18 protein-coding genes are annotated in these 21,134 nt (G+C 33.4%); 12 read left to right on the top strand and 6 right to left on the bottom strand.

Translation table 11 applies throughout. The annotated features are described in order from the left end of the window. Positions 1–24 precede the first annotated feature (24 nt). Together M0M44_RS09480 and miaB are read right to left on the bottom strand one after the other, a co-directional pair. Positions 25–396 (bottom strand): GxxExxY protein, encoded by a 372-nt coding sequence (locus tag M0M44_RS09480; protein WP_248729530.1) that lies wholly within the window; start codon positions 394–396, stop codon positions 25–27. Positions 397–481: 85 nt separating this feature from the next. After that, complete coding sequence (gene miaB, locus M0M44_RS09485; protein WP_248729531.1) at positions 482–1,927, bottom strand: tRNA (N6-isopentenyl adenosine(37)-C2)-methylthiotransferase MiaB; 1,446 nt, start codon at positions 1,925–1,927, stop codon at positions 482–484. 370 nt (positions 1,928–2,297) lie between these two features. Between miaB and topA the strand changes: the two genes are divergently transcribed. The 8 genes from topA to M0M44_RS09525 all read left to right on the top strand — a co-directional run bounded on the left by topA (position 2,298) and on the right by M0M44_RS09525 (position 13,282). Next, positions 2,298–4,814, top strand: a complete 2,517-nt coding sequence (topA, locus tag M0M44_RS09490) for a type I DNA topoisomerase (protein WP_248729532.1) — start codon at positions 2,298–2,300, stop codon at positions 4,812–4,814. Between the two features lie 6 nt (positions 4,815–4,820). Next, a complete protein-coding gene (locus M0M44_RS09495) occupies positions 4,821–5,972 on the top strand; it encodes a formimidoylglutamase (RefSeq protein ID WP_248729533.1) in 1,152 nt (383 codons plus the stop codon). A 263-nt stretch (positions 5,973–6,235) separates the two neighbouring features. After that, entirely contained in the window at positions 6,236–7,630 is a 1,395-nt protein-coding gene (porK, locus tag M0M44_RS09500) for a T9SS ring complex lipoprotein PorK/GldK (protein ID WP_095928630.1), read from the top strand. 56 nt (positions 7,631–7,686) lie between these two features. Then, complete coding sequence (gene porL, locus M0M44_RS09505; RefSeq protein WP_248729534.1) at positions 7,687–8,334, top strand: type IX secretion system motor protein PorL/GldL; 648 nt, start codon at positions 7,687–7,689, stop codon at positions 8,332–8,334. Between the two features lie 51 nt (positions 8,335–8,385). Continuing rightward, complete coding sequence (porM, locus tag M0M44_RS09510; RefSeq protein ID WP_248729535.1) at positions 8,386–9,927, top strand: type IX secretion system motor protein PorM/GldM; 1,542 nt, start codon at positions 8,386–8,388, stop codon at positions 9,925–9,927. Positions 9,928–9,971: 44 nt separating this feature from the next. Next, complete coding sequence (porN, locus tag M0M44_RS09515; RefSeq protein WP_095928633.1) at positions 9,972–10,961, top strand: type IX secretion system ring subunit PorN/GldN; 990 nt, start codon at positions 9,972–9,974, stop codon at positions 10,959–10,961. A gap of 180 nt (positions 10,962–11,141) precedes the next feature. Next, positions 11,142–12,131, top strand: a complete 990-nt coding sequence (gene porN / locus M0M44_RS09520; RefSeq protein ID WP_248729536.1) for a type IX secretion system ring subunit PorN/GldN — start codon at positions 11,142–11,144, stop codon at positions 12,129–12,131. Positions 12,132–12,208: 77 nt separating this feature from the next. Further along, positions 12,209–13,282, top strand: a complete 1,074-nt coding sequence (locus tag M0M44_RS09525; RefSeq protein WP_248729537.1) for an NAD(P)/FAD-dependent oxidoreductase — start codon at positions 12,209–12,211, stop codon at positions 13,280–13,282. Here the strand turns inward: M0M44_RS09525 and M0M44_RS09530 are convergent. Next, a complete protein-coding gene (locus M0M44_RS09530) occupies positions 13,263–13,646 on the bottom strand; it encodes a DUF983 domain-containing protein (RefSeq protein WP_248729538.1) in 384 nt (127 codons plus the stop codon). The two genes, M0M44_RS09525 and M0M44_RS09530, sit on opposite strands and share 20 nt — an antisense overlap. A gap of 64 nt (positions 13,647–13,710) precedes the next feature. On the opposite strand from M0M44_RS09530, the gene M0M44_RS09535 reads away from it, so the two are divergent. After that, positions 13,711–15,630 carry an ABC-F family ATP-binding cassette domain-containing protein gene (locus M0M44_RS09535; RefSeq protein WP_248729539.1) on the top strand — a complete coding sequence of 640 codons (1,920 nt, stop codon included), beginning with the start codon at positions 13,711–13,713 and terminating at the stop codon, positions 15,628–15,630. A 234-nt stretch (positions 15,631–15,864) separates the two neighbouring features. Here M0M44_RS09535 and M0M44_RS09540 read toward each other — a convergent pair whose 3' ends face one another. Next, positions 15,865–16,827 carry an App1 family protein gene (locus tag M0M44_RS09540; protein WP_248729540.1) on the bottom strand — a complete coding sequence of 321 codons (963 nt, stop codon included), beginning with the start codon at positions 16,825–16,827 and terminating at the stop codon, positions 15,865–15,867. A 61-nt stretch (positions 16,828–16,888) separates the two neighbouring features. Here M0M44_RS09540 and M0M44_RS09545 point away from each other — a divergent pair, with 61 nt between their 5' ends. Next, the gene (locus M0M44_RS09545) at positions 16,889–17,758 is read left to right on the top strand and encodes a diacylglycerol/lipid kinase family protein (protein ID WP_248729541.1); all 870 of its coding nucleotides are present in this window, start codon (positions 16,889–16,891) and stop codon (positions 17,756–17,758) included. A 2-nt stretch (positions 17,759–17,760) separates the two neighbouring features. Here the strand turns inward: M0M44_RS09545 and M0M44_RS09550 are convergent, their stop codons facing one another. Further along, the gene (locus M0M44_RS09550; protein ID WP_248729542.1) at positions 17,761–18,906 is read right to left on the bottom strand and encodes a GNAT family N-acetyltransferase; all 1,146 of its coding nucleotides are present in this window, start codon (positions 18,904–18,906) and stop codon (positions 17,761–17,763) included. 120 nt (positions 18,907–19,026) lie between these two features. Then, positions 19,027–19,515 carry a DUF1761 domain-containing protein gene (locus M0M44_RS09555; protein WP_248729543.1) on the bottom strand — a complete coding sequence of 163 codons (489 nt, stop codon included), beginning with the start codon at positions 19,513–19,515 and terminating at the stop codon, positions 19,027–19,029. Positions 19,516–19,693: 178 nt separating this feature from the next. Between M0M44_RS09555 and M0M44_RS09560 the strand changes: the two genes are divergently transcribed. Together M0M44_RS09560 and M0M44_RS09565 are read left to right on the top strand one after the other, a co-directional pair. After that, entirely contained in the window at positions 19,694–20,536 is an 843-nt protein-coding gene (locus M0M44_RS09560; protein ID WP_248729544.1) for a leucine-rich repeat domain-containing protein, read from the top strand. Between the two features lie 259 nt (positions 20,537–20,795). Then, on the top strand, positions 20,796–21,101 hold the full coding sequence (locus M0M44_RS09565; RefSeq protein WP_248729545.1) for a hypothetical protein: 306 nt from the start codon (positions 20,796–20,798) through the stop codon (positions 21,099–21,101). Positions 21,102–21,134 lie beyond the last annotated feature (33 nt).

The following is a 21,134-nucleotide window of genomic DNA, read 5'->3' on the forward strand; positions in this document are numbered from 1 at the left end:
AGTGATTAACACAGATTCCCTAAATTATAAAATATATCTTTTATATTGTAGGGATTTTGTTTGAAAATTAATTAGTAATCCTACCTCCGAATTCGATAATTTAATATAGTTTAAAATCTGGGCAATATGTTCACTTGAAAATTCTTTTATTGCTTTTACCTCTAAAACGATATCTTCATTAATTATAAAATCAGCATAAAATTTATGAGGTAAAATAGTTCCTTTATATTCAATTGAATATTCTTTTTCTCTTTCAAAAAAAATGTTATTCTCTTTAAATTCTAATTCTAAAGCATCTTTGTAAACTACTTCTAATAGACCTGGTCCAAGATTTCGATGTACTTCCATACAAATTCCGATAATCTTATAAGTCTCTTTTTCTCTATAATGTTGCATGAGTATTCAATTTATCACAAAAAATTAAAAGTAAGAAAAATAATGCAAAAAATCATTTTAATCCTTTTAATCTGTGGCAAAAAAATTAATTCATACTACTCAATCCAACTGCTTCACCTTTTAAGGTTCCAGAAGTACAGCTTGTAATTTTTACATTTACGAAATCTCCAATTTTATAATTCTCCTTTGGGAAAACCACTGTAATACTTTGAGAGTTTCTTCCAGAAAATTCGTCTTTTGACTTTTTAGAGACTTTCTCTACAAGAACTTCAACTGTTTTTCCAACAAATTCTTCGCTTCTAAACCAAGCATGTTTTTGCTGTAAATCGACAATTTCCTGTAATCTTCTTGCTTTGGTTTCTTCGTCAACGTCATCCTTCATTTTTCTTCCAGCCAAAGTTCCAGGGCGTTCAGAATACGAATACATATAACCGAAATTATATTTTACATATTCCATCAGGCTCATTGTATCTTGGTGGTCTTCTTCAGTTTCTGTTGGAAAACCAGCAATCATATCTTGTGAAATCGAAGCATCAGGAACAATCGCTTTAATTTTATCAATCAAGGCCATATATTCTTCACGAGAATGCAGACGATTCATTTCTTTTAAAATTCTATTACTTCCAGATTGAACCGGTAAGTGAATATGTTTACAGATGTTTGGATATTTCGCGATAACATGCAGAATACTCTCATGCATATCCTGCGGATTAGAAGTCGAAAATCGAATACGCATTTTTGGAAAACCAACAGCAACCATTTCTAGCAATTGATCAAAATCGACTGCAGTTGCTTTTTGCATTTCAGAAGCGTTTACGAAATCTTTTTTCAAACCGCCGCCGTACCAAAGGTAACTGTCAACGTTTTGGCCTAAAAGAGTAACTTCTTTATAGCCTTTGTTCCATAAATCCTGAATTTCGGCCATAATACTCTGTGGTTCACGGCTGCGTTCGCGTCCTCGTGTAAAAGGCACAACACAGAACGTACACATATTGTCACATCCGCGAGTGATTGAAACCAAAGCTGTAATTCCGTTACTCATCAGACGAACGGGTGAAATATCTCCGTATGTTTCTTCTTTTGATAAAATTACATTAATAGCGTCACGGCCTTCTTCAACTTCTGCTAATAAATTCGGAAGATCTTTATAAGCATCTGGACCAACAACTAAGTCAACGATTTTTTCTTCTTCTAAAAATTGGCTTTTCAAACGTTCTGCCATACAGCCCAAAACGCCCACTTTCATTTTTGGATTGGTTCGTTTTACTGCATTGTATTTCTCAAGACGTTTACGAATAGTCTGTTCTGCTTTATCTCTAATAGAGCAAGTGTTCACTAAAACCAAATCGGCTTCTTCTAGAACAGAAGTAGTGTTATAACCACCGTCAGACAAAATGGAAGCTACGACCTCACTGTCCGAAAAATTCATCGCACAGCCGTAACTTTCTATAAATAGTTTTTTAGTATTCTCAGGTTTATTTTCTAAAACAAGACTTTCGCCTTGTTTGCTTTCTTCAATAATCTTTTCCATTGTAAAAATTCAAAGTGCAAAGATAGCGTAATTGAATCTAATATGACAAGATGTCAGATAAAGAATTAACAATGTTTTAAAAATTTTAGATTGCAGATTTTAGATTGTAGATTATGGGTATTTTTCAATCGATATGTATCGTCGAAAAGTTTAAATTCATTAGCAAAAAAAATAAAATCTAAATTTGCAATCTAAAAATAAAGGGATTTCTTGGTTAAAAATCACTAAAAGTTATACCTATATATATTATCGAGATTATTACAGATAAATCTGCAATTTTAAGTTTCATAATATCAAAATACCTCAAAAATGCATTCGTAAGGTTAATATTTAAAAAAAATAAATACTTTTGTTGCAGAAAAATAGAGCAATGGCAAAGAATTTAGTAATAGTGGAGTCACCTGCAAAGGCGAAAACGATCGAGAAATTTCTTGGGAGTGATTTTCAGGTGGAGTCAAGTTATGGACACATAGCAGACTTACCATCAAAGGAAATAGGAGTAGATGTAGAAAATGGTTTTAAACCTAAATATGAAGTTTCTCCGGATAAAAAAGCCTTGGTAACGAAGCTGAAGTCACTTTCTAAAAATGCCGAAACGGTTTGGTTAGCATCCGATGAGGACCGCGAGGGAGAGGCTATTTCATGGCACTTGGCGGAAGAATTAAAGCTAGATAGAAAAAAGACCAAACGTATTGTTTTTCACGAGATTACAAAATCTGCGATCCTTAAGGCAATCGACAATCCAAGAGAAATTGATTATAATTTAGTAAACGCGCAACAGGCACGTCGTGTTCTAGACCGTTTAGTGGGTTATGAATTATCTCCAGTTTTATGGAGAAAAATCAAAGGTGGACTTTCAGCTGGTCGTGTACAATCTGTTTCTGTACGTTTGATTGTAGAAAGAGAACGCGAAATTCAAAGTTTCAATGCCGTTGCAACCTATTCTATAGTTGCAGAATTTGTAAACGAAGCAGGAAAAGCTTTTAAAGCAAAACTTCCAAAAAACTTCAATACTAAAAAAGAAGCCGAAGATTTCTTAAATCAAAACATCGGTTCTAAATATAAGGTAGCAGATTTAGAAACTAAACCTACCAAAAAATCTCCAACAGCGCCTTTTACAACTTCTACATTGCAGCAAGAAGCAGCAAGAAAATTGTACTTGCCAGTTGGAATTACCATGCAGTTAGCACAGCGTCTATACGAAGCCGGACTTATTACTTATATGAGAACCGACTCGGTAAACCTTTCTAAAGAAGCAATGGATGCTGCACAGGCAGAAATTATTAAATCTTACGGAAAAGAATTTTCGAAACCGAGAGTTTTCGCTAATAAAAGTAAAGGAGCGCAAGAAGCGCACGAAGCAATTCGTCCGACTGATATGTCTCGTCACACTGTAAATATTGACCGTGATCAAGCTCGCTTATACGATTTGATCTGGAAAAGAACTTTAGCTTCGCAAATGAGCGATGCGCAACTGGAAAGAACAAATGTAAAAATCGAAGCAGATAATCATAGCGAAATTTTTACAGCTTCTGGAGAAGTATTGCTTTTTGAAGGTTTCTTAAAAGTATATTTAGAAGGTCACGATGACGATGAAGAAGAGCAAGAAGGAATGCTTCCTGCTTTAAAAGTAAACGAAAAACTGGCGAATAGCTATATTACAGCCACAGAACGATATTCAAGACCGCCTGCACGTTACACTGAGGCATCTTTAGTTAAAAAATTAGAGGAACTTGGAATTGGTCGTCCATCTACATACGCGCCAACTATTTCGACAATTATCAATAGAAATTACGTTGAAAAAGGAACTCTTGAAGGTGTAGAACGTAATTATACACAGCTTACTTTGCAAAATAGTAAAGTAGGAGAAAAGGTTCTGAAAGAAAATACAGGTTCTGATAAAGGAAAATTGGTTCCAACAGATATCGGAACTATTGTTACTGATTTCTTGGTAAAGAATTTTGGAAACATTTTAGATTATAATTTTACTGCTAAAGTTGAACAGGACTTTGACGAAATTGCCGAAGGAAATATCGATTGGGCAAAAATGATGCAGGATTTCTACAACAAATTTCACCCAAATGTAAAAGAAGTTGAGGCAAATGCTGAACGTGAAAGCGGGGAAAGAATTTTAGGAAAAGATGCAGACGGAAGACAAGTTTCTGTTCGTTTAGGGAAATTTGGGCCAATGGCGCAGATTGGAGAAGCAGATGATGAAGATAAAAAGTTTGCTAGCTTAATGGCAGACCAAAATATAGGAAACATTACACTTGAAGAAGCATTGAATTTATTCTTGCTTCCAAAAAGTTTAGGTGAATATAAAGGAGAAGAAGTAGAAGTGAGCAATGGCCGTTACGGTCCTTATGTTCGTCACGGAAGCGTTTTTATTTCATTGCCTAGAGGAGAAGATCCTTTAAGTGTTTCTAAAGAAAGAGCTCAGGAATTAATTGACGAAAAAGCACTTGCTGATGCGCCAATTGCAGTTTATAAGGGAGAAGCCGTGCAAAAAGGAGTGGGACGTTTTGGGCCATTCATTAAATGGAACGGACTTTTTGTAAATGTTAGCAAAAAATACAATTTTGATAATCTTTCTCAAGCTGATGTTGAAGAATTGATCGAAGATAAACTTCAGAAAAATATTGATAAGGTTGTTCATAATTGGGAAGAAGAAGGAATTGTAGTAGAAAAAGCCCGTTGGGGACGCTCTGTGATTCTGAAAGGAAAAATCAAAATTGAATTAAGTAAAGATGTTGATGCAACGAAATTGACATTGGCTCAAGTTCAAGAAATGATCGCAGCAAAAACACCAGCAAAGAAAACTGCTGCTAAAAAAACAACAACAGCTAAAAAAGCTCCAGCTAAAAAAACGGCTGCTAAAAAGAAATAAGTATAAATGGAATTTGATTTTCTAGAACCAGTTAATGACGGAATTGTAAAATTCGTCGGCGCACTGTCTTCACAAGAGCTTGGAAGCAAAGTTGTCTTTCATACCCAAGATCAGTTTCCTGATATTGCACAGATTAATATTGCTATAATTGGTGTTTTAGAAGACCGTACCAATATCAATATGATCAACGAAGTTAATCTTACTGCTGTGCGTAAAAAGCTTTACGGAATGTTTCCTGGTAACTGGGATGCTTCAATTGCAGACTTAGGAGATATATTGGCGGGCGATTCTGTAGAGGATACTTATTATGCACTAAAGAAGGTTACGGCTACTTTAATTAAGAATAAAGTCATTCCTATAGTCCTGGGAGGTTCCCAAGATTTGACCTATGCTTTGTATCGTGCTTACGATGATTTAGAGCAAATGGTAAATTTGGTTGCAGTTGATAATAGATTTGATTTTGGTAAGGAAAATGAGTCAGTTTCGGCTAATTCGTACTTGACCAAAATTATTATTGATGAGCCAAATAACCTTTTCAATTACTGTAATATAGGGTATCAGACCTATTATAATTCGCAAGAAGAAATTGACTTGATCGAAAAGTTATTCTTTGATGCATATCGATTGGGCGAAATTTCAAACAAAATCACTTTGGCTGAGCCGGTTTTTAGAGATGCGGACTTAGTTAGTATTGATTTGAATTCTGTAAAGTCTTCTGCTTCAGCAAACATGGTTACTTTTGAGCCAAACGGATTTAATGGAAAAGAAATTTGTGCTTTAGCAAGATATGCTGGTATTAGTGATAAAGTTTCTTCATTTGGAATATTTAATCACAACAGTACAACGGCGGAGTCGGCTATTATTGCACAGATTGTTTGGTATTTTATTGAAGGCTATCATTATCGCTCAAAAGAATATCCATTTGGAAGCCGAGCAAACTACTTAAAGTATATAGTTCCGCTGGATGATGAAGAATTGATATTCTATAAAAGTGATAAAACGGATCGTTGGTGGATTGAAATTCCATTCGAATCAAACGGCAACAATAAATTGAAAAGAAATACGTTATTACCCTGTTCTTACGACGAATATTTGTCGGCTTGCAATCAAGAATTGCCAGAAAGATGGTGGAAAGCGCAACGAAAAAATGCTTTATAGTTCGAAAATTTAAGCGAAATCTTGAATTTTTAAAACTTGTTTAAAATAGTTAAAATTAATTAGTAAGAAAATACGTATAATACATAAAAATTAACGTTTTACATCGATTTTTTTAGAACAGTTTATCGATAAAATATTTTTTTTTTATTTTATTTAACATTATTTTTGAACGGTAAAATAAATTCGCAAGTAGTATTGTTTTTTAGATAAATAATAAATACGTTTACGGACTTTTAATAATGAATAGATAATCCCAAATTTATATGAAGAAGTTTATTGCATTTGCAGCAATGTTAACACTAGTAATCGGCTGTGGTAAGTCAGGTGACAAAGGTGAATTAGTTGGTGTTACAGGAGGGAAATGGCATCCCGAGAAGCCTTATGGAATGACATTAGTTCCGGGCGGATCTTTTATTATGGGTAAATCAGATGCTGATTTAGCTAACGTAGAAGATGCTCCAACTAAAACTGTAACCGTGCGTTCATTCTATATGGATGAAACAGAAATTACAAATAGTGAATATCGTCAATTCGTAGAATGGGTGAAAGATTCTACAATGAGAGTTCGTTTAGCAATTTTAGCAGATGAAACTGGACAGAAAGCTACTGATGGAAAAGGTAAAAAAGGCGGAAGCATTGCTGATTACGCTTTTAATGATTCTGATCCAGAAAAAATGACAGCTTATGATAAATATATGTATGACAACTACTATAGTGTTGGTACTAAAGATGATCCATATGCTGGAAGAAAATTAAACAGAAAAGTTAAGTTAATTAAAGATACAAAAGCATATCCAGATGAGTATTACGCTGAAGTAATGGATTCTATGTATTTGCCAATTGAAGAATCATACAATGGTTTAAGAACAATTGATGTAAATAAATTGAAATTCCGTTATTCTTGGATGGATATTCAAGCTGCTGCAAAAGCTAAAGTTGGAAAAAGAAGTGACTTCGTAAAAACAGAACAGGTAAATGTTTATCCTGATACTGCAGTTTGGATTAAAGACTTCGCTTACTCATATAATGAGCCAATGCATAACGATTATTTTTGGCACAAAGCTTATGGAGATTATCCTGTAGTTGGTGTTACTTGGAAACAAGCTAAAGCATTCTGCGCTTGGAGAACTTTAAACAAAAACAGTTATATTAAATCTAAGAAAAAAGGGCGTGATCTTGTAAACTCTTTCAGATTACCAACTGAGGCAGAGTGGGAGTACGCTGCTAGAGGAGGTCTGGAATCTGCTACTTATCCTTGGGGAGGTCCTTATACTAAAAGTGATAGAGGTTGTTTCTTAGCAAACTTTAAACCAAGTAGAGGAGATTATGCAGCAGACGAAGCTTTATATACAGTAGAAGCAAAATCATATGACGTAAATGGTTACGGATTATACAATATGGCAGGAAACGTTTCAGAATGGACGGATTCAGCTTACAATCCAAATGCTTACGAATATGTTTCTACAATGAATCCAAACGTAATTGATGGTAAAAACCAAAGAAAAGTGGTTCGTGGAGGTTCTTGGAAAGACGTTGCTTATTTCCTACAGGTAAGTACTCGTGACCACGAATATGCTGATTCTGCTAGAAGTTATATCGGATTCAGAACTGTACAAGATTACATGGGTACTCAAGTTACAGGAAACAGAAAAAAGTAATTTTATAATTTTATCAATATCCAACAAATCTATTTTAAACCTAAAAAAAAAGTATTATGGCATTATTAAGTAAAAAAGCAATGAATTTCGCTTATGGTATGGGAGCGGCAGTGGTAATCGTTGGAGCGTTATTCAAAATTACTCACTTTGAGATTGGACCTTTAACAGGTACAGTTATGCTTTCAGTAGGATTAGTTACTGAGGCGTTAATTTTTGCGCTTTCTGCTTTCGAACCAGTTGAAGAAGAACTAGATTGGACTCTAGTTTATCCAGAATTAGCTAATGGACAAGCAAGAGAGAAAAAAGCTAAACCTGAATCTGCAACTGATGCTCAAGGATTATTATCTCAAAAATTAGACACATTATTAAAAGAAGCTAAAATTGACGGTGAATTAATGTCAAGTTTAGGAAACAGCATCAAAAATTTCGAATCTGCTGCTAAAGGAATTGCTCCAACTGTAGATTCAATCGCTGGACAAAAGAAATATTCTGATGAATTAACTTTGGCTGCTACTCAAATGGAATCATTAAACAGTTTGTACAAAGTACAATTGGAAAGTGCTTCTAGAAATGCTGAGGCTAACAAAGAAATCGCTGAAAACGCTTCTAAATTAAAAGAGCAAATGGCTTCTATGACAGCAAACATTGCTTCTTTAAACAGCGTTTACGGTGGTATGCTTTCTGCAATGAGTAACAAAGGATAATTAGTTTTTAACTAAATATTAAATTTATTAATAAGAACTAATTAAAGAAAAATGGCAGGAGGAAAATTAACCCCTAGACAGAAGATGATTAACCTGATGTACCTGGTTTTCATCGCAATGTTAGCAATGAACGTATCAAAAGAAGTAATTTCTGCTTTTGGTTTGATGAATGAAAAATTCGAAGGTGCAAACACTAGTTTTATAGAGTCAAACGCTGGTTTATTAAGCTCTTTAGATCAAAAAGCTGCTGAAGCAAAAGGAGAATTTGCTATTGCTGCAGTAACAGCTCACAAAGTTGAAACAATTACAAAAGATTTTTATGATTATATAGCTACTCTAAAAGCTCAGGCAGTTAAAGGTTTCGAAGTTGATAAAGCAACAGGAAAAATGCCTTACGAGTCTATGGATAGAGGAGATAATATCGACGACTGGTTTACAGGAGACGGTTACACTAAAAAAGGTAACGAAATTATATCTAAAATCGAAAAATATAAAGCTGATATCAAAGCTGCTTTAGGAACAGACAAAAAATACGCATCAATTATTGCTGAGGTTGAAAAGAAATTTGATGTTTCTGATGTTAAAAACAAAGAAGGAATTAAAGAAAAATACTTAGCGTACCACTTTAAAGGATTCCCTGCAATTGCTACAGCCGCAAAACTTTCAGCTTGGCAGAATGACGTTAAAAAAGTTGAAACAGACGTTTACAATAGTGCTTTAGGTAAAGCTGCAGTTGCTGCTGCTTCTTACAGTAACTACCAAGCGATCGTTGTTTTAGATAAAAATGCTTATTTCCAAGGAGAAAAAGTTACAGGTAAAGTTGTTTTAGGTCGTTATGATGAAAATACTACACCAACTTCTTTCCAAGGTCCAGGACAAATCGTAAACGGACAAGCTGTTATCTCTTTAACTGCAGGTGGAGTTGGAGAACAAGACATTAACGGACAATTTACTTTCTTAGAGGATGGAAAAAATATTCCTTTAAAATTCTCTGGAAAATATGTAGTAGTTCCAAGACCAAACGCAGCTACAATTTCTGCAGACAAAATGAATGTTGTGTATAGAGGAGTTGTTAACCCAATCTCTGTATCTTTTGCAGGAGTTGATGCTAACAAAATTGTTGCTAGTGCTCCAGGTTTAGCTTCTGCTGGAAAACCAGGAAAATATAACATGAGCCCAGGTCAAGGTACTGAAACTACAATCTCTGTAACTGGTACATTGCCAAACGGTGATAAAGTAACAGATAAGAAAACATTCAGAATTAAAGGTATTCCTGGTCCAACAGGAACAATTAGAGGTGAGATGGGGGTTGTTAAAGGTCCTAAATCTAACTTAGAGATTGCTACTATTGGTGCAAAACTTCTTGATTTTGATTTTGAAGTTGGTTTAGATGTTGTTGGATTCAATATGAAAATTGCTGGACAACCTACAGTTGTTGTTACAGGAAACAAAATGAATGCACAATGTAAACAAGTACTTTCAAGAGCAGGTAAAGGAGACCAAGTTACTATTTCTGAAATTAAAACTAAACTTGTTGGAGCTGGTAGTTATTTATTACCAAGAACTGCTCCTGTAATTTACGAAATACAATAATAAAGTAGTGTAAGCTACATTCAATATCTTATAACGATACCACGATGAAAGTAAGAAATTTTTTAATAGCTATTGTTTCTATCGCTGGAGGTTTTGCTTCTAATGCGCAATCTAATTTGCTAAACGCTAAAACTCCTGCTCAGATTGGACTTAAAACTCCAGCTCAATTAATATCTGATAATGATAAGCCATTGGCTTATGGTTATGTAGATGATAGAGACATCTTGATGGGAAAAACAACATGGGAGATCATTGATTTAAATGAAAAAATCAACTTTCCATTATATTTTCCGGTAGATACAGCTAATATTGGTCCTAACAGACGTTCTCTTTATGACGTTTTAACTAAAGCTATTAAAGGTGGAAAAGTTACTGAAGTTTATACTGATAGTTATTTCAATACTAAAAAATCTATGAAGGACATCGAGGGCTCATTATCTCGTATTGATACAACAGATGCAGGTAGAGAGTTAATTAACCAATATCCAGATGACTACAAATCACGTGTTGTGAAGAAAAAAGTAGTTTCAGGTAAAGGTAAAAATAAATCAGTTTCTTATGTTGAAGAGACAGTTGGACCAACAAGAACTGTTCCTGCTGAATATATCTTAAAACAAGATCTTACTGCTGCAGATGTTACTCAGTATAAAATTAAAGGATATTGGTATTTTGATAAGCGTCAAAGTGAATTAAAGTATCGTTTACTAGGAATTTGTCCTGTAACTCCTGACGTTTATACAATGAATAGTGATGAAAAGGATTATATTGAATTGTTTTGGGTATTCTTCCCAAATGCCAGAGAAGCATTGCATGAAGCAAAAGCGTTCAATGACAACAACTCAGCTCTTCCAATCTCATTTGATCAGATTTTAAATTCAAGACGTTTTAATGCGGTTGTTTACAAAGAAGAAAACCTTTATGGAGACAGAGCAATTAGCGATTATATGAAAGACAACGCACAAAATCAGTTGTTGGAATCTGAAAGAGTGAAAGAAAAAATTCGCAACTTCGAGCAAGATATGTGGAACTACTAAGTTGATACATAGCATGATAATTAAAAAACTCTTACTACCTTTGTAGTAAGAGTTTTTTTTATGTCAATATAGTAATACAAGCTGTCTAATATAGGTTAGGTATATTATTTTATATTTATGTAAGAAAAATAACAATATTTGTAATAAAATTTCGTTTAATGTCTTGTAAAAATTATCATTATGAAAGTAAGAAATTTATTAATTGTTATTGTTACTGTTCTTGGAAGCTTATCTTCTAATGCTCAGTCTAATTTGCTTAATGCCAAAACTGCCGATCAGATCGGGTATAAGACACCTGCTCAAATGATATCTGATAATGACAAACCTCTGGCGTATGGTTATGTTGATGATCGAGATGTTTTGATGGGAAAGATGGTTTGGGAAATTATTGATTTAAATGAAAAAATAAACTTTCCATTATATTTTCCAGTAGATACGGCCAATATTGGCCCAGATAGACGTTCGCTTTATGATATTCTAACTAAAGCAATGAGAAACGGTAAAATAACAGAAGTTTATACAGACAGTTATTTTAATACAAAAAAGACTTTAAAAGACATTCAAGGATCTTTATCTCGTGTTGATACAACAGATGCGGGTAGAGAACTTATTAATCAATATCCTGATGATTATAGAACGCGCGTTGTTAAGAAGAAAGTGGTTACAGGTTCGGGAAAAAATAAGAAAGTCAATTATGTAGACCAAACGGTAGGACCAACTAGAACGGTTCCGGCCGAATATATTTTGAAGCAAGATCTTACGGCTGCTGATGTAAGTCAATATAAAATTAAAGGATTTTGGTATTTTGATAAGAGGGAAAGTGCATTGAAATATCGCCTTTTAGGAATTTGCCCAGTAACGCCCGACGTTTATACTATGAATAGTGATGAAAAAGATTATATTGAGCTGTTCTGGGTTTTCTTTCCCAATGCTCGAGATGTGCTACATGAAGGAAAAGCTTTTAATGATCAAAATTCAGCCATGCCGATTTCGTTCGATCAGATTTTGAATTCAAGACATTTTAATGCAATCATTTATAAAGAGGAAAATGTTTACGGAGATCGTGAGATTAAAGATTATATTAAAGATAATGCGCAAAGCCAATTGTTAGAGTCTGAAAGAGTAAAAGAGAAGATTCGTAATTTTGAAGAAGATATGTGGAATTACTAAGTTCATAAACTCATAATAAGAAAAACTCTTGCTACCTTTGTAGTAAGAGTTTTTTTATTTTATCTATACACTTCACAATGCTTGATTATTTAATCGTCGGATCTGGGTTGGCTGGAATTTCTTTTGCCGAAATTGCCTTAAAAAACAATAAATCTATTTTAGTTGTTGATGACAAATCTCAGAATTCTTCGAGAATTGCTGGAGGTTTGTATAATCCCGTTATTCTGAAACGTTTTAGTGAAGTCTGGAATGCTAAAGAACATTTGGTTTTAATGAATGAATTTTACGAACAGGTTGAAGATAAGCTGCAGGAGAGATTTAATTTTAAAATGCCAATTCTTCGAAAATTTTTTTCAATTGAAGAACAGAATAATTGGTTTGCAGCGTCAGATAAAATAAACTTAGCTCCTTTTTTGTCAACCAAACTAATTACTAAGAAATATCAAGGTATTGATTCTCCTTATGATTATGGAGAAGTTCTGCATACGGGCTATGTTAAAACTGGACAACTATTAGAAAGTTATAAAGCCTATTTAAAAGATAATAATTTGCTTCTTGAAGAATCTTTCCATAGTTCTTTCTTGGAGATTCTTGATTTAGGAATTCAGTATAAAAATATTAAAGCACGCCATATCATTTTTGCAGAGGGTTTTGGGTTGCATAAAAACCCTTATTTTAATTATCTCCCTTTGGATGGAACAAAAGGGGAACTGTTTTTAATAAAAGCACCAGATTTGAAATTGGATTTAATTGTTAATACCAGTGTTTTTATTTTACCAGTAGGTGGCAATTTGTTTAAAGTTGGAGCTACTTATAATTGGCATGACAAAACGGATCTCCCTACCGAAGAAGGGAAACAAGAGCTTTTAGATCGCATTAAAGAAATTATTACCTGCGACTTTGAAATTGTAAAACATTTTGCTGGAGTTAGACCAACAGTTGCCGACAGAAGACCTTTGGTAGGTACTCATGAAGCATTCGAATCTATTCATCTTCTTAACGGGTTAGGGACACGTGGTGTAATGCTCGGACCTGCTTTAGCGAAAATGTTGTATGATAATATTGAAAACGGAACTCCAATAGATAGAGAAGCAGATATAAAACGCTTCCATAAAAGATATTTAAAATCTCTTATTCCTGACCGGCCTTAGGATCGTACGAAACAAACATATTAATGTATAAGTTTCTTGAAAGACGAAGTACAAAAGGAAACAACACGACTAATGTCAAGATAATTGCAATAAAAGCTTGTTCGATTGTGGCTCCAAAAAAGACAAATGAAACAATAAAAGCAGCAATTCCTACCGCAACATTTAATCCGTAACTAACATACATTGCGCCATAAAAAAAAGAAGGTTCAATTTGGTATTTGAATCCGCAATGGCTGCAATTTTCGTTCATTTTGAGAACTTTACTCAAATGAAGCGGATTTTTGTCTTCATACATGCTTTCTTTTTGGCATTTTGGACAACTTCCTGTTAAAATGCTATTTAGTTTCGATCCTTTTTTTAACATTTGCAAAAATTTTATCAAAGGTACATTTTTACGCCTTTATTTCTTGTAACAACAGTCACAAATTATGCTTAATATACACAATCTTTCCGTTTCTTTTGGAGGAACCTATTTATTTGAAGAAGTTACTTTTCGTTTAGGCGCCGGCGACCGCGTAGGTCTTGTTGGTAAAAACGGAGCAGGTAAATCTACAATGCTAAAAATGCTGGCAGGAGATTTTAAACCAGACTCAGGAGTTATTTCGCAAGAGAAAGATATCAGAATGGGTTTTCTACGTCAGGATATTGATTTTGAACAAGGAAGAACCGTTTTGGAAGAAGCATATGAAGCTTTTACAGAGATTAAAGTTGTAGAGAAAAAACTGGAAGAAATCAATCATCAATTGGTTACTAGAACCGATTATGAAAGTGAAGAATATGGACAAATCATCGAAGATTTATCTGATTACACACATCGTTTTGAACTTCTTGGAGGTTACAATTATGTGGGAGACACAGAGAAAATTCTTTTAGGTCTAGGTTTTAAAAGAGAAGTTTTCAATAACCAAACAGAAACGTTCTCTGGAGGATGGAGAATGCGTATTGAACTTGCAAAACTGTTATTACAATCAAATGATGTATTGCTTCTGGATGAGCCAACTAACCACTTAGATATTGAAAGTATCATTTGGTTAGAAAATTTTCTTCGTAATTATCCTGGAGTTGTTGTGATTGTATCGCACGATAAAATGTTCTTGGATAATGTAACGAATAGAACAATCGAAATTTCGTTAGGTAAAGCCTATGACTTCAATAAACCCTATTCTCAATATTTAGAACTACGCCATGAAATTCGAGAAAAGCAATTAGCTACTCAAAAAAATCAGCAGAAAAAGATTGAAGAAACAGAAAAATTAATCGAGAAATTCCGTGCAAAAGCTTCAAAAGCTTCGATGGCGCAATCGTTGATTAAAAAATTAGATAAAGTCGAAAGAATCGAAGTGGACGAAGATGATAACTCAGTAATGAATATCTCGTTTCCAGTTTCAAAAGAACCAGGAAAAGTTGTTATTGAAGCTGAACATGTAACGAAAGCTTACGGTGACAAAACGATTCTTAAAGATATAAGTTTACTGGTTGAAAGAGGAAGTAAAATTGCTTTTGTTGGGCAAAATGGACAAGGGAAATCTACTTTCATTAAAGCTCTTGTAAACGAATTTGAATACCAAGGAAATATCAAATTAGGACATAATGTACAATTAGGATATTTTGCTCAAAATCAAGCCGAATATTTAGACGGAGAAATTACTTTGCTGCAAACAATGGAAGATGCGGCAACTGACACAAATCGTATGAAAGTACGTGATATGTTAGGTTCGTTTTTATTTCGTGGAGATGATGTAGAGAAAAAAGTGAAAGTGCTTTCTGGAGGCGAACGTAACCGTTTGGCACTTTGTAAATTGTTGTTACAGCCAATTAACGTTTTGCTGATGGATGAGCCTACGAACCACTTAGATATTAAATCTAAAAACGTTTTAAAAGCTGCTCTTCAAAAATTTGGCGGAACTTTGTTATTAGTTTCTCACGACAGGGATTTCCTTCAAGGAATGTCAAATATTGTCTACGAATTTAAAGATCAGAAGATTAAAGAATATTTAGGAGATATCAACTTTTTCTTAGAACAGCGTAATTTGGAAAACATGCGCGAGGTTGAGAAAAAAGATGTTATAAAAGCAGCGACTCCAAAAGAGAAAGAGGTTGCTAAAGTGTCTTATGAAGATCAGAAGAAAACAAAAGCACTTCAAAACAGATTGAGCAAAATCGAAAGCCAGATTCAACAATTGGAAAAACAAATTCAGCATGATGATAAAATGTTGGAAACCAATTATGACAAGCATATCGAAGATGCCTCATTCTTTACTGCTTACAACAAAAAGAAACAAGATTTAGAGCAATTATTAATCGATTGGGAAGTTGTATCAGAAGAGATTGATGGTTTTAATGGTTAATTTTTTTTGTTTCAAGTTTCAGGTTTCAAGTTGTAATCTTGACGAGTAAATTTAACTGCAAAACATGGTAAGTTTTTTTATAATTTGAACTTACAACGTACCAAGCTCGCAAAGCTCTATTTAAAGCTTTGCGAGCTTTTTGTTTTATAAAACCTCGCAGATCAAAAAAAACTTACCATGTTTTGCAGTTAAATATTCATTCAGTTCAAAACCTGAAACCTGACCTGAAACAAACTACTTAATAATCCCGATCGATCTAGAATGATCAATTGCTTTACTGCTTTCTTTAAAATAGCAAACAGAAACATTTATTGTTTCGAGATTTTTTAGAATCTTTTGAACTTCTTTTTTAGGAGATTTACCAGTTTGTCTAATATAAACCGCAACAACTGTAACGGGAAATATTTTGCAAATTCTTTCGTAAAGCATTGGATCGTGCTGCGAGTCATCGCCCATTAAAACATATTTTAAAGTTGGGTAGAATTCCACAACATGCTTTATTTTTTCATATTTATGATCGTGATTTCCTCTTCCGCTCATAAAGAAATCGGTGATTCCTCTTTTGATGTCTTTTAGGAGAAAAACTGCTTTAGGAAGTTTGTTAATTTGGGCGAATTTAGCAATAAAACGGTATAAGTTCCATTCGCTGCTAGAGATGTAGAAAAAAGCATTTACTTCTTCTACATTGTCTCTTCCTGCAGAACTTAAAGCTTGATAGTGAGGTACAACATCTTTAAAAACTTTTCGGTCATTTACATTTTTAAATAATAAAATATAAAGTTTTCGAAAAAAATTATTTGTGTGCGAAATAAGAAAAGTGTCGTCAATATCAGAGATGATTCCGAGTTTTCCTTTATGAGGTCTAATAAAACTGCCTTTACAAGTTGTGGTTTCCTCTTTATATTTTAAACTCACTTCGTATGGCATCCATCCAAAATGAGTTTCTTTTTCTAATGGAATGCAAAAATTGAAAAAGCCGTCATCTAATGTTTTAGTGTGGATGACTTCGCCATTGTAATGAAGGTAAACATCAAAATTTTTAATGGTTTTTATTCTGAACAATCTGAGTATCGAAGTGGCATTTTTTAATTTTCTTTTCTCAAAATCGTATTTGTTTTCTCTTTTTAAAACATGCCCCATTACAATTAACTCTTGTTCATTTGCATAACCTCGATATAATTGTAGAATTGGTTTCATTAATTACGTATATTTATGTAACTGTAAATTACTTAATTTAATTGGTATTAAAAATAAAATTTTGAAAAAGAATATTCTATTTGTTGTCAATCCGATTTCTGGAGATTTGGATAAATCAGATCTCATTGAGGCTGTTGAAGAGTTTGCTGCAACCAATCATTTCGATTTGGAAGTATATGAAACTACGGGAAAAAATGATCTAAGAGCAATACAATCTTTATATAATGAATCTGAGCCAGAGCGTATTATTGTTGCAGGAGGTGACGGAACGATAAAAATGGTGGCAGAAGCGGTAGAAGAGCAAGATGTAATAATTGGGATTTTGCCAGCAGGTTCTGCAAACGGACTTTCGGTCGACTTAAATCTTCCTGATGGAATAGAGGAGAACCTTAAAATAGCGTTTCTACACCATTACATCGAAATGGATATGATTTGTATTAACGGGAAAAAAAGCATCCATTTAAGCGATATCGGATTAAATGCTAATTTGGTTAAAAATTATGAAGAAAGTGATGTGCGTGGTTTTTGGGGCTATGCATTGCAAGCTTTCACAACGCTCAAAGAATCTGAAGAACCATTTGTGGCGACAATTTTGGCAAATAACAAAACTGTAGAACATGTAGCAAGAATGATTGTTATTGCCAATTCGCAGAAATATGGAACTGGAGTTGTAATTAATCCAAATGGTGCTATGAATGACGGTAAGTTTGAGCTGGTAATTTTAAAGAGTCTTGACCTGCTTTTGATTGGAAAAATAATTACAGGAAATATGCCAATTGATTCTGATGACATTGTGATTATTTCAACCGATAAAGCAGAAATAAAAACGGATTATCCCGTTAATTTTCAAATTGATGGTGAATATTGTGGGGCGCAGACTTCTTTAGAAATTCATATTCTACACAAGCAAATGAAAATTGCGGTTCCGTAGATTTATTTAAATGGATTGCGTTCCTGCCATTCTGTTTTTGGTTCTAAATAACTGAAAAACCTTGAAATGTTATGGTTGATTAAAGCATTGCTATGTGTGATTAAACCATACATTTTAACAGGTTTTGCTCCAACCGAACTTTTGATTTCAAGAGCTGTTCTAGCAAAAACAATTTCTTTGAAACCTTTCTTGATAGAATAGGCAATCATATCGTAGAGCATATTTAAGTATAGCATTTTTTCGCGCTGAACACTTTCGTCATAACCTAAAAAATACGTGTCCATTACATCGCCGTTTTTGATTAAAGTGTTGAAGCCGATTAGTTTTTCATCTAAAAAATAGCCGTATAGAAGAAAGTTGTCTCCCATGATTTCTTTAAAAAAGCTGAAATGATTTCTTGCCAGAAAAAAGGTATTGAAAGGCGCATTTTTTGCAACATGAAAATACAAATCGTAGATCACATCTTCATATTGTTTAATGTCGGAGAGAGTCATTTGCTTTTTTATAATTCCTTCCGATTTTTTGCGCGCACGTTTGTATTGGTCGCGATATTTTTTTAATAAAGCATCAATATAATCTTGTTCTGTTTTCCAGTTTTCATTGATTTCAAAAATCATATTTGGCTGTGTCGAAAACGTGTAGTTGTTTTTGAATTCTACTTGAAGCGATTCGATTTCTTTTGCTGTAAAATCTTTTATGCTCGTTATGTGAACTTTTCTTCCGCTTTCTTTCAGATCTTTTTTAAGCTGATTGATAGCCTTGTGAAGTGTTTTAATCGCTTTGGATTTTTTGATGGCCTTGTCAAAAATAAAAGCATTTTGTCCTGTAAGCATATTGTTTCCAACAAACAAAACGTGCGAAGCAAAATTCTTTAAGGCAAAATTACGAACCGAAGTTTTTAAGCATTTATCGCGCTCTCCAAAAGATTCAAGTTTTTCTGCAAATAGGAACTGCGTTAACACAATTCCGATTAGTTTTTTTTCTTCAAAAAGCCCGATAAAATGGCAAGTCATATTTACTGGACAAGAGTTTTCCAGCACTTCGAGATATTCTCGAGTCAAAAAAATGTTATTTGCTGCAAGCGAGTTCCATTCTAAAGGCAGTAACGATGCGCTTTTGTAAATTTGGAAAGAATAAGTTGTATTCAAAAGAGTGAGCTAATTTCTTCAAAATTAGAGAATATTTATAATAACTAAACTGCTTTAAGTTATTATTAAGAAAAACCCGTTTGAGATAAAATTTTCAAACGGGTTTTTGTATGCTGTTATTTAGGCAAATCCGCAGATAATACCTCCCATAAGAGTCAGTGTAAGAATCCAGTAACCGCTATGGATAAAGATGTATTTCCAAGATTTTCTTTCAAATAAGCCGTTAATTCCAATTAGAGGAAACGCAAAAAATAATCCCGACATAAAACCGTGAAGCGCACCATGTTTAAAAGTTCTGTAAGCCATTCCGTAATCGGCCATAAAAGCAGCAAATGACGGTTTTGCGCTATCAATTAATGGAGGGCCGCCAACCATTCCGATTGCGCCAGATTGGTGAATGGTAAGAGACATTAAAGTCATTGTAATCATTAAAGAAAAAATATACGTTAGTCCGAAGATTTTAAGCATATTTCCTTTTCTTAACTCTTCTTGAGTAAGATTATTTTCTTTCATCCAGATTGTTCCGAATACTTTTGGGCTGTACCAGATAAAACCGGTTACGAGTGTGACAATTGCTGCAAGGAATAAAGCAACGAAGTTAATTTGCATAATATGAGGTTTTTAGAATTAGTTGGTCAAATGTAATTAAAAAAAAGGCAGGTTTTAAAAAATAATAAAAGCAGCTTAAATCCTATGAATAAAATTTTTTTCAACAGTTTGCCGATATTTGGTGTATTATAACTGTGAATTGCATAATTTTACGCTAATAACAAATCCCAAATCTGTTATGAAAATTTTAATTACTCTTTCTTTATTATTTGCTTTTTCGCTAAACGTTTTGGCAGATACCATTTCGGATAAAGAAAAAGAGGCGCTTATAAAATTGTATCATGCAACAAATGGTTTGCAATGGAAAAACAAATGGGATTTAAGTCTGTCTGTTTCTACTTGGTACGGTGTTAAAGCCGAAAACGGAAAAGTTGTCGCGCTCAATTTGTCAGATAATAATCTGCAGGGAGAATTGCCTGAAGCTTTTTATGATCTTGTGAATTTAGAATCGCTGAATTTAGAAAAGAATAAAATTGAAGGAAGTTTGTCTTCTGCCATTTTTAATCTGAAAGAATTGGAAATGCTTAATGTTGCCAATAATAAATTGTCAGGTACAATTCCGTCTTCAATTTGTCAGTTGGCCAAGTTGAAAGATTTGGAGCTTTTTATGAATAAGATCTCTGGAGAGCTTCCGTCAGAAATTGGAAAACTAAATCAGTTAGAAATTTTAGCTGTTTGCAATAATGAATTAAACGGAAAACTGCCTGTTTCGATTTATAAAATTTCTGGTCTTAAAGTATTGCTGCTGAATAATAATAAGCTGTCGGGAAATTTGACAAATGAAATTATTAATTGGAATGTATTAGAAAATTTTAGTTTATTTGACAATGAATTTTCAGGCGTAATTCCGCAAGAAATTGAAAAACTTAATAAGTTGGAAGAATTGAATCTTTCGTATAATAAATTTACAGGCGAAGTTTCAAAAAAAACAGCATTATTAGATGCTTTGAATATGACCATGATGGACGAAAATGGAAATCCGTTTTTATTAGAAATAAACCAAGAAAATAAATTACAATAATTACCCAAAATTAATCGATGCTTATGAATGAATTTTACACTCGTTAAACAAGTTGATTAAATATATTTAGTTAATTGCCAAAACCGTAATTCATTACGGTTTTCTGGTTTCTGGAGGTTTGATCTTTTGAAAAAATAACATTTAATTTAGAATTGAATTCTTTATGTTTGCTTAAATTTTTATAACTTTAATAAAAGTATCCGGAGAACCAAAAACCGATTAACCAACGGAATTACTAATCACTTAATAAGAAGAAATTATGACACTGCAATATCAAGGAGAACAGTACGGAAAACCCACAACTTTTACAATTAGAATTATTGGTAATAACTTATCAAAAAGTAGTTCAAACTACCAGATAGATCTTTTGGTAGGAGATAAAAAACTGCCAACTTTTACAAGTGAAATTCACCAAAGTCTTTCTAATTGTTTAAAAGAAATTTACTTGTTTAGAAAACATAACGGAATCACGTTCAATGAGTCATCAGAGAAAATAGTTTCGCTTTATGTCGCTTATGATAAAGTTTTGTATAACTATAATAAATATGCTTTGTTTAGAGCATAAATTTTTCTCAAAAGAGTATAAAAAAGACCATTT

Origin of the sequence: Flavobacterium humidisoli (assembly GCF_023272795.1) — a bacterium.
GTDB classification, from domain to species: domain Bacteria; phylum Bacteroidota; class Bacteroidia; order Flavobacteriales; family Flavobacteriaceae; genus Flavobacterium; species Flavobacterium humidisoli.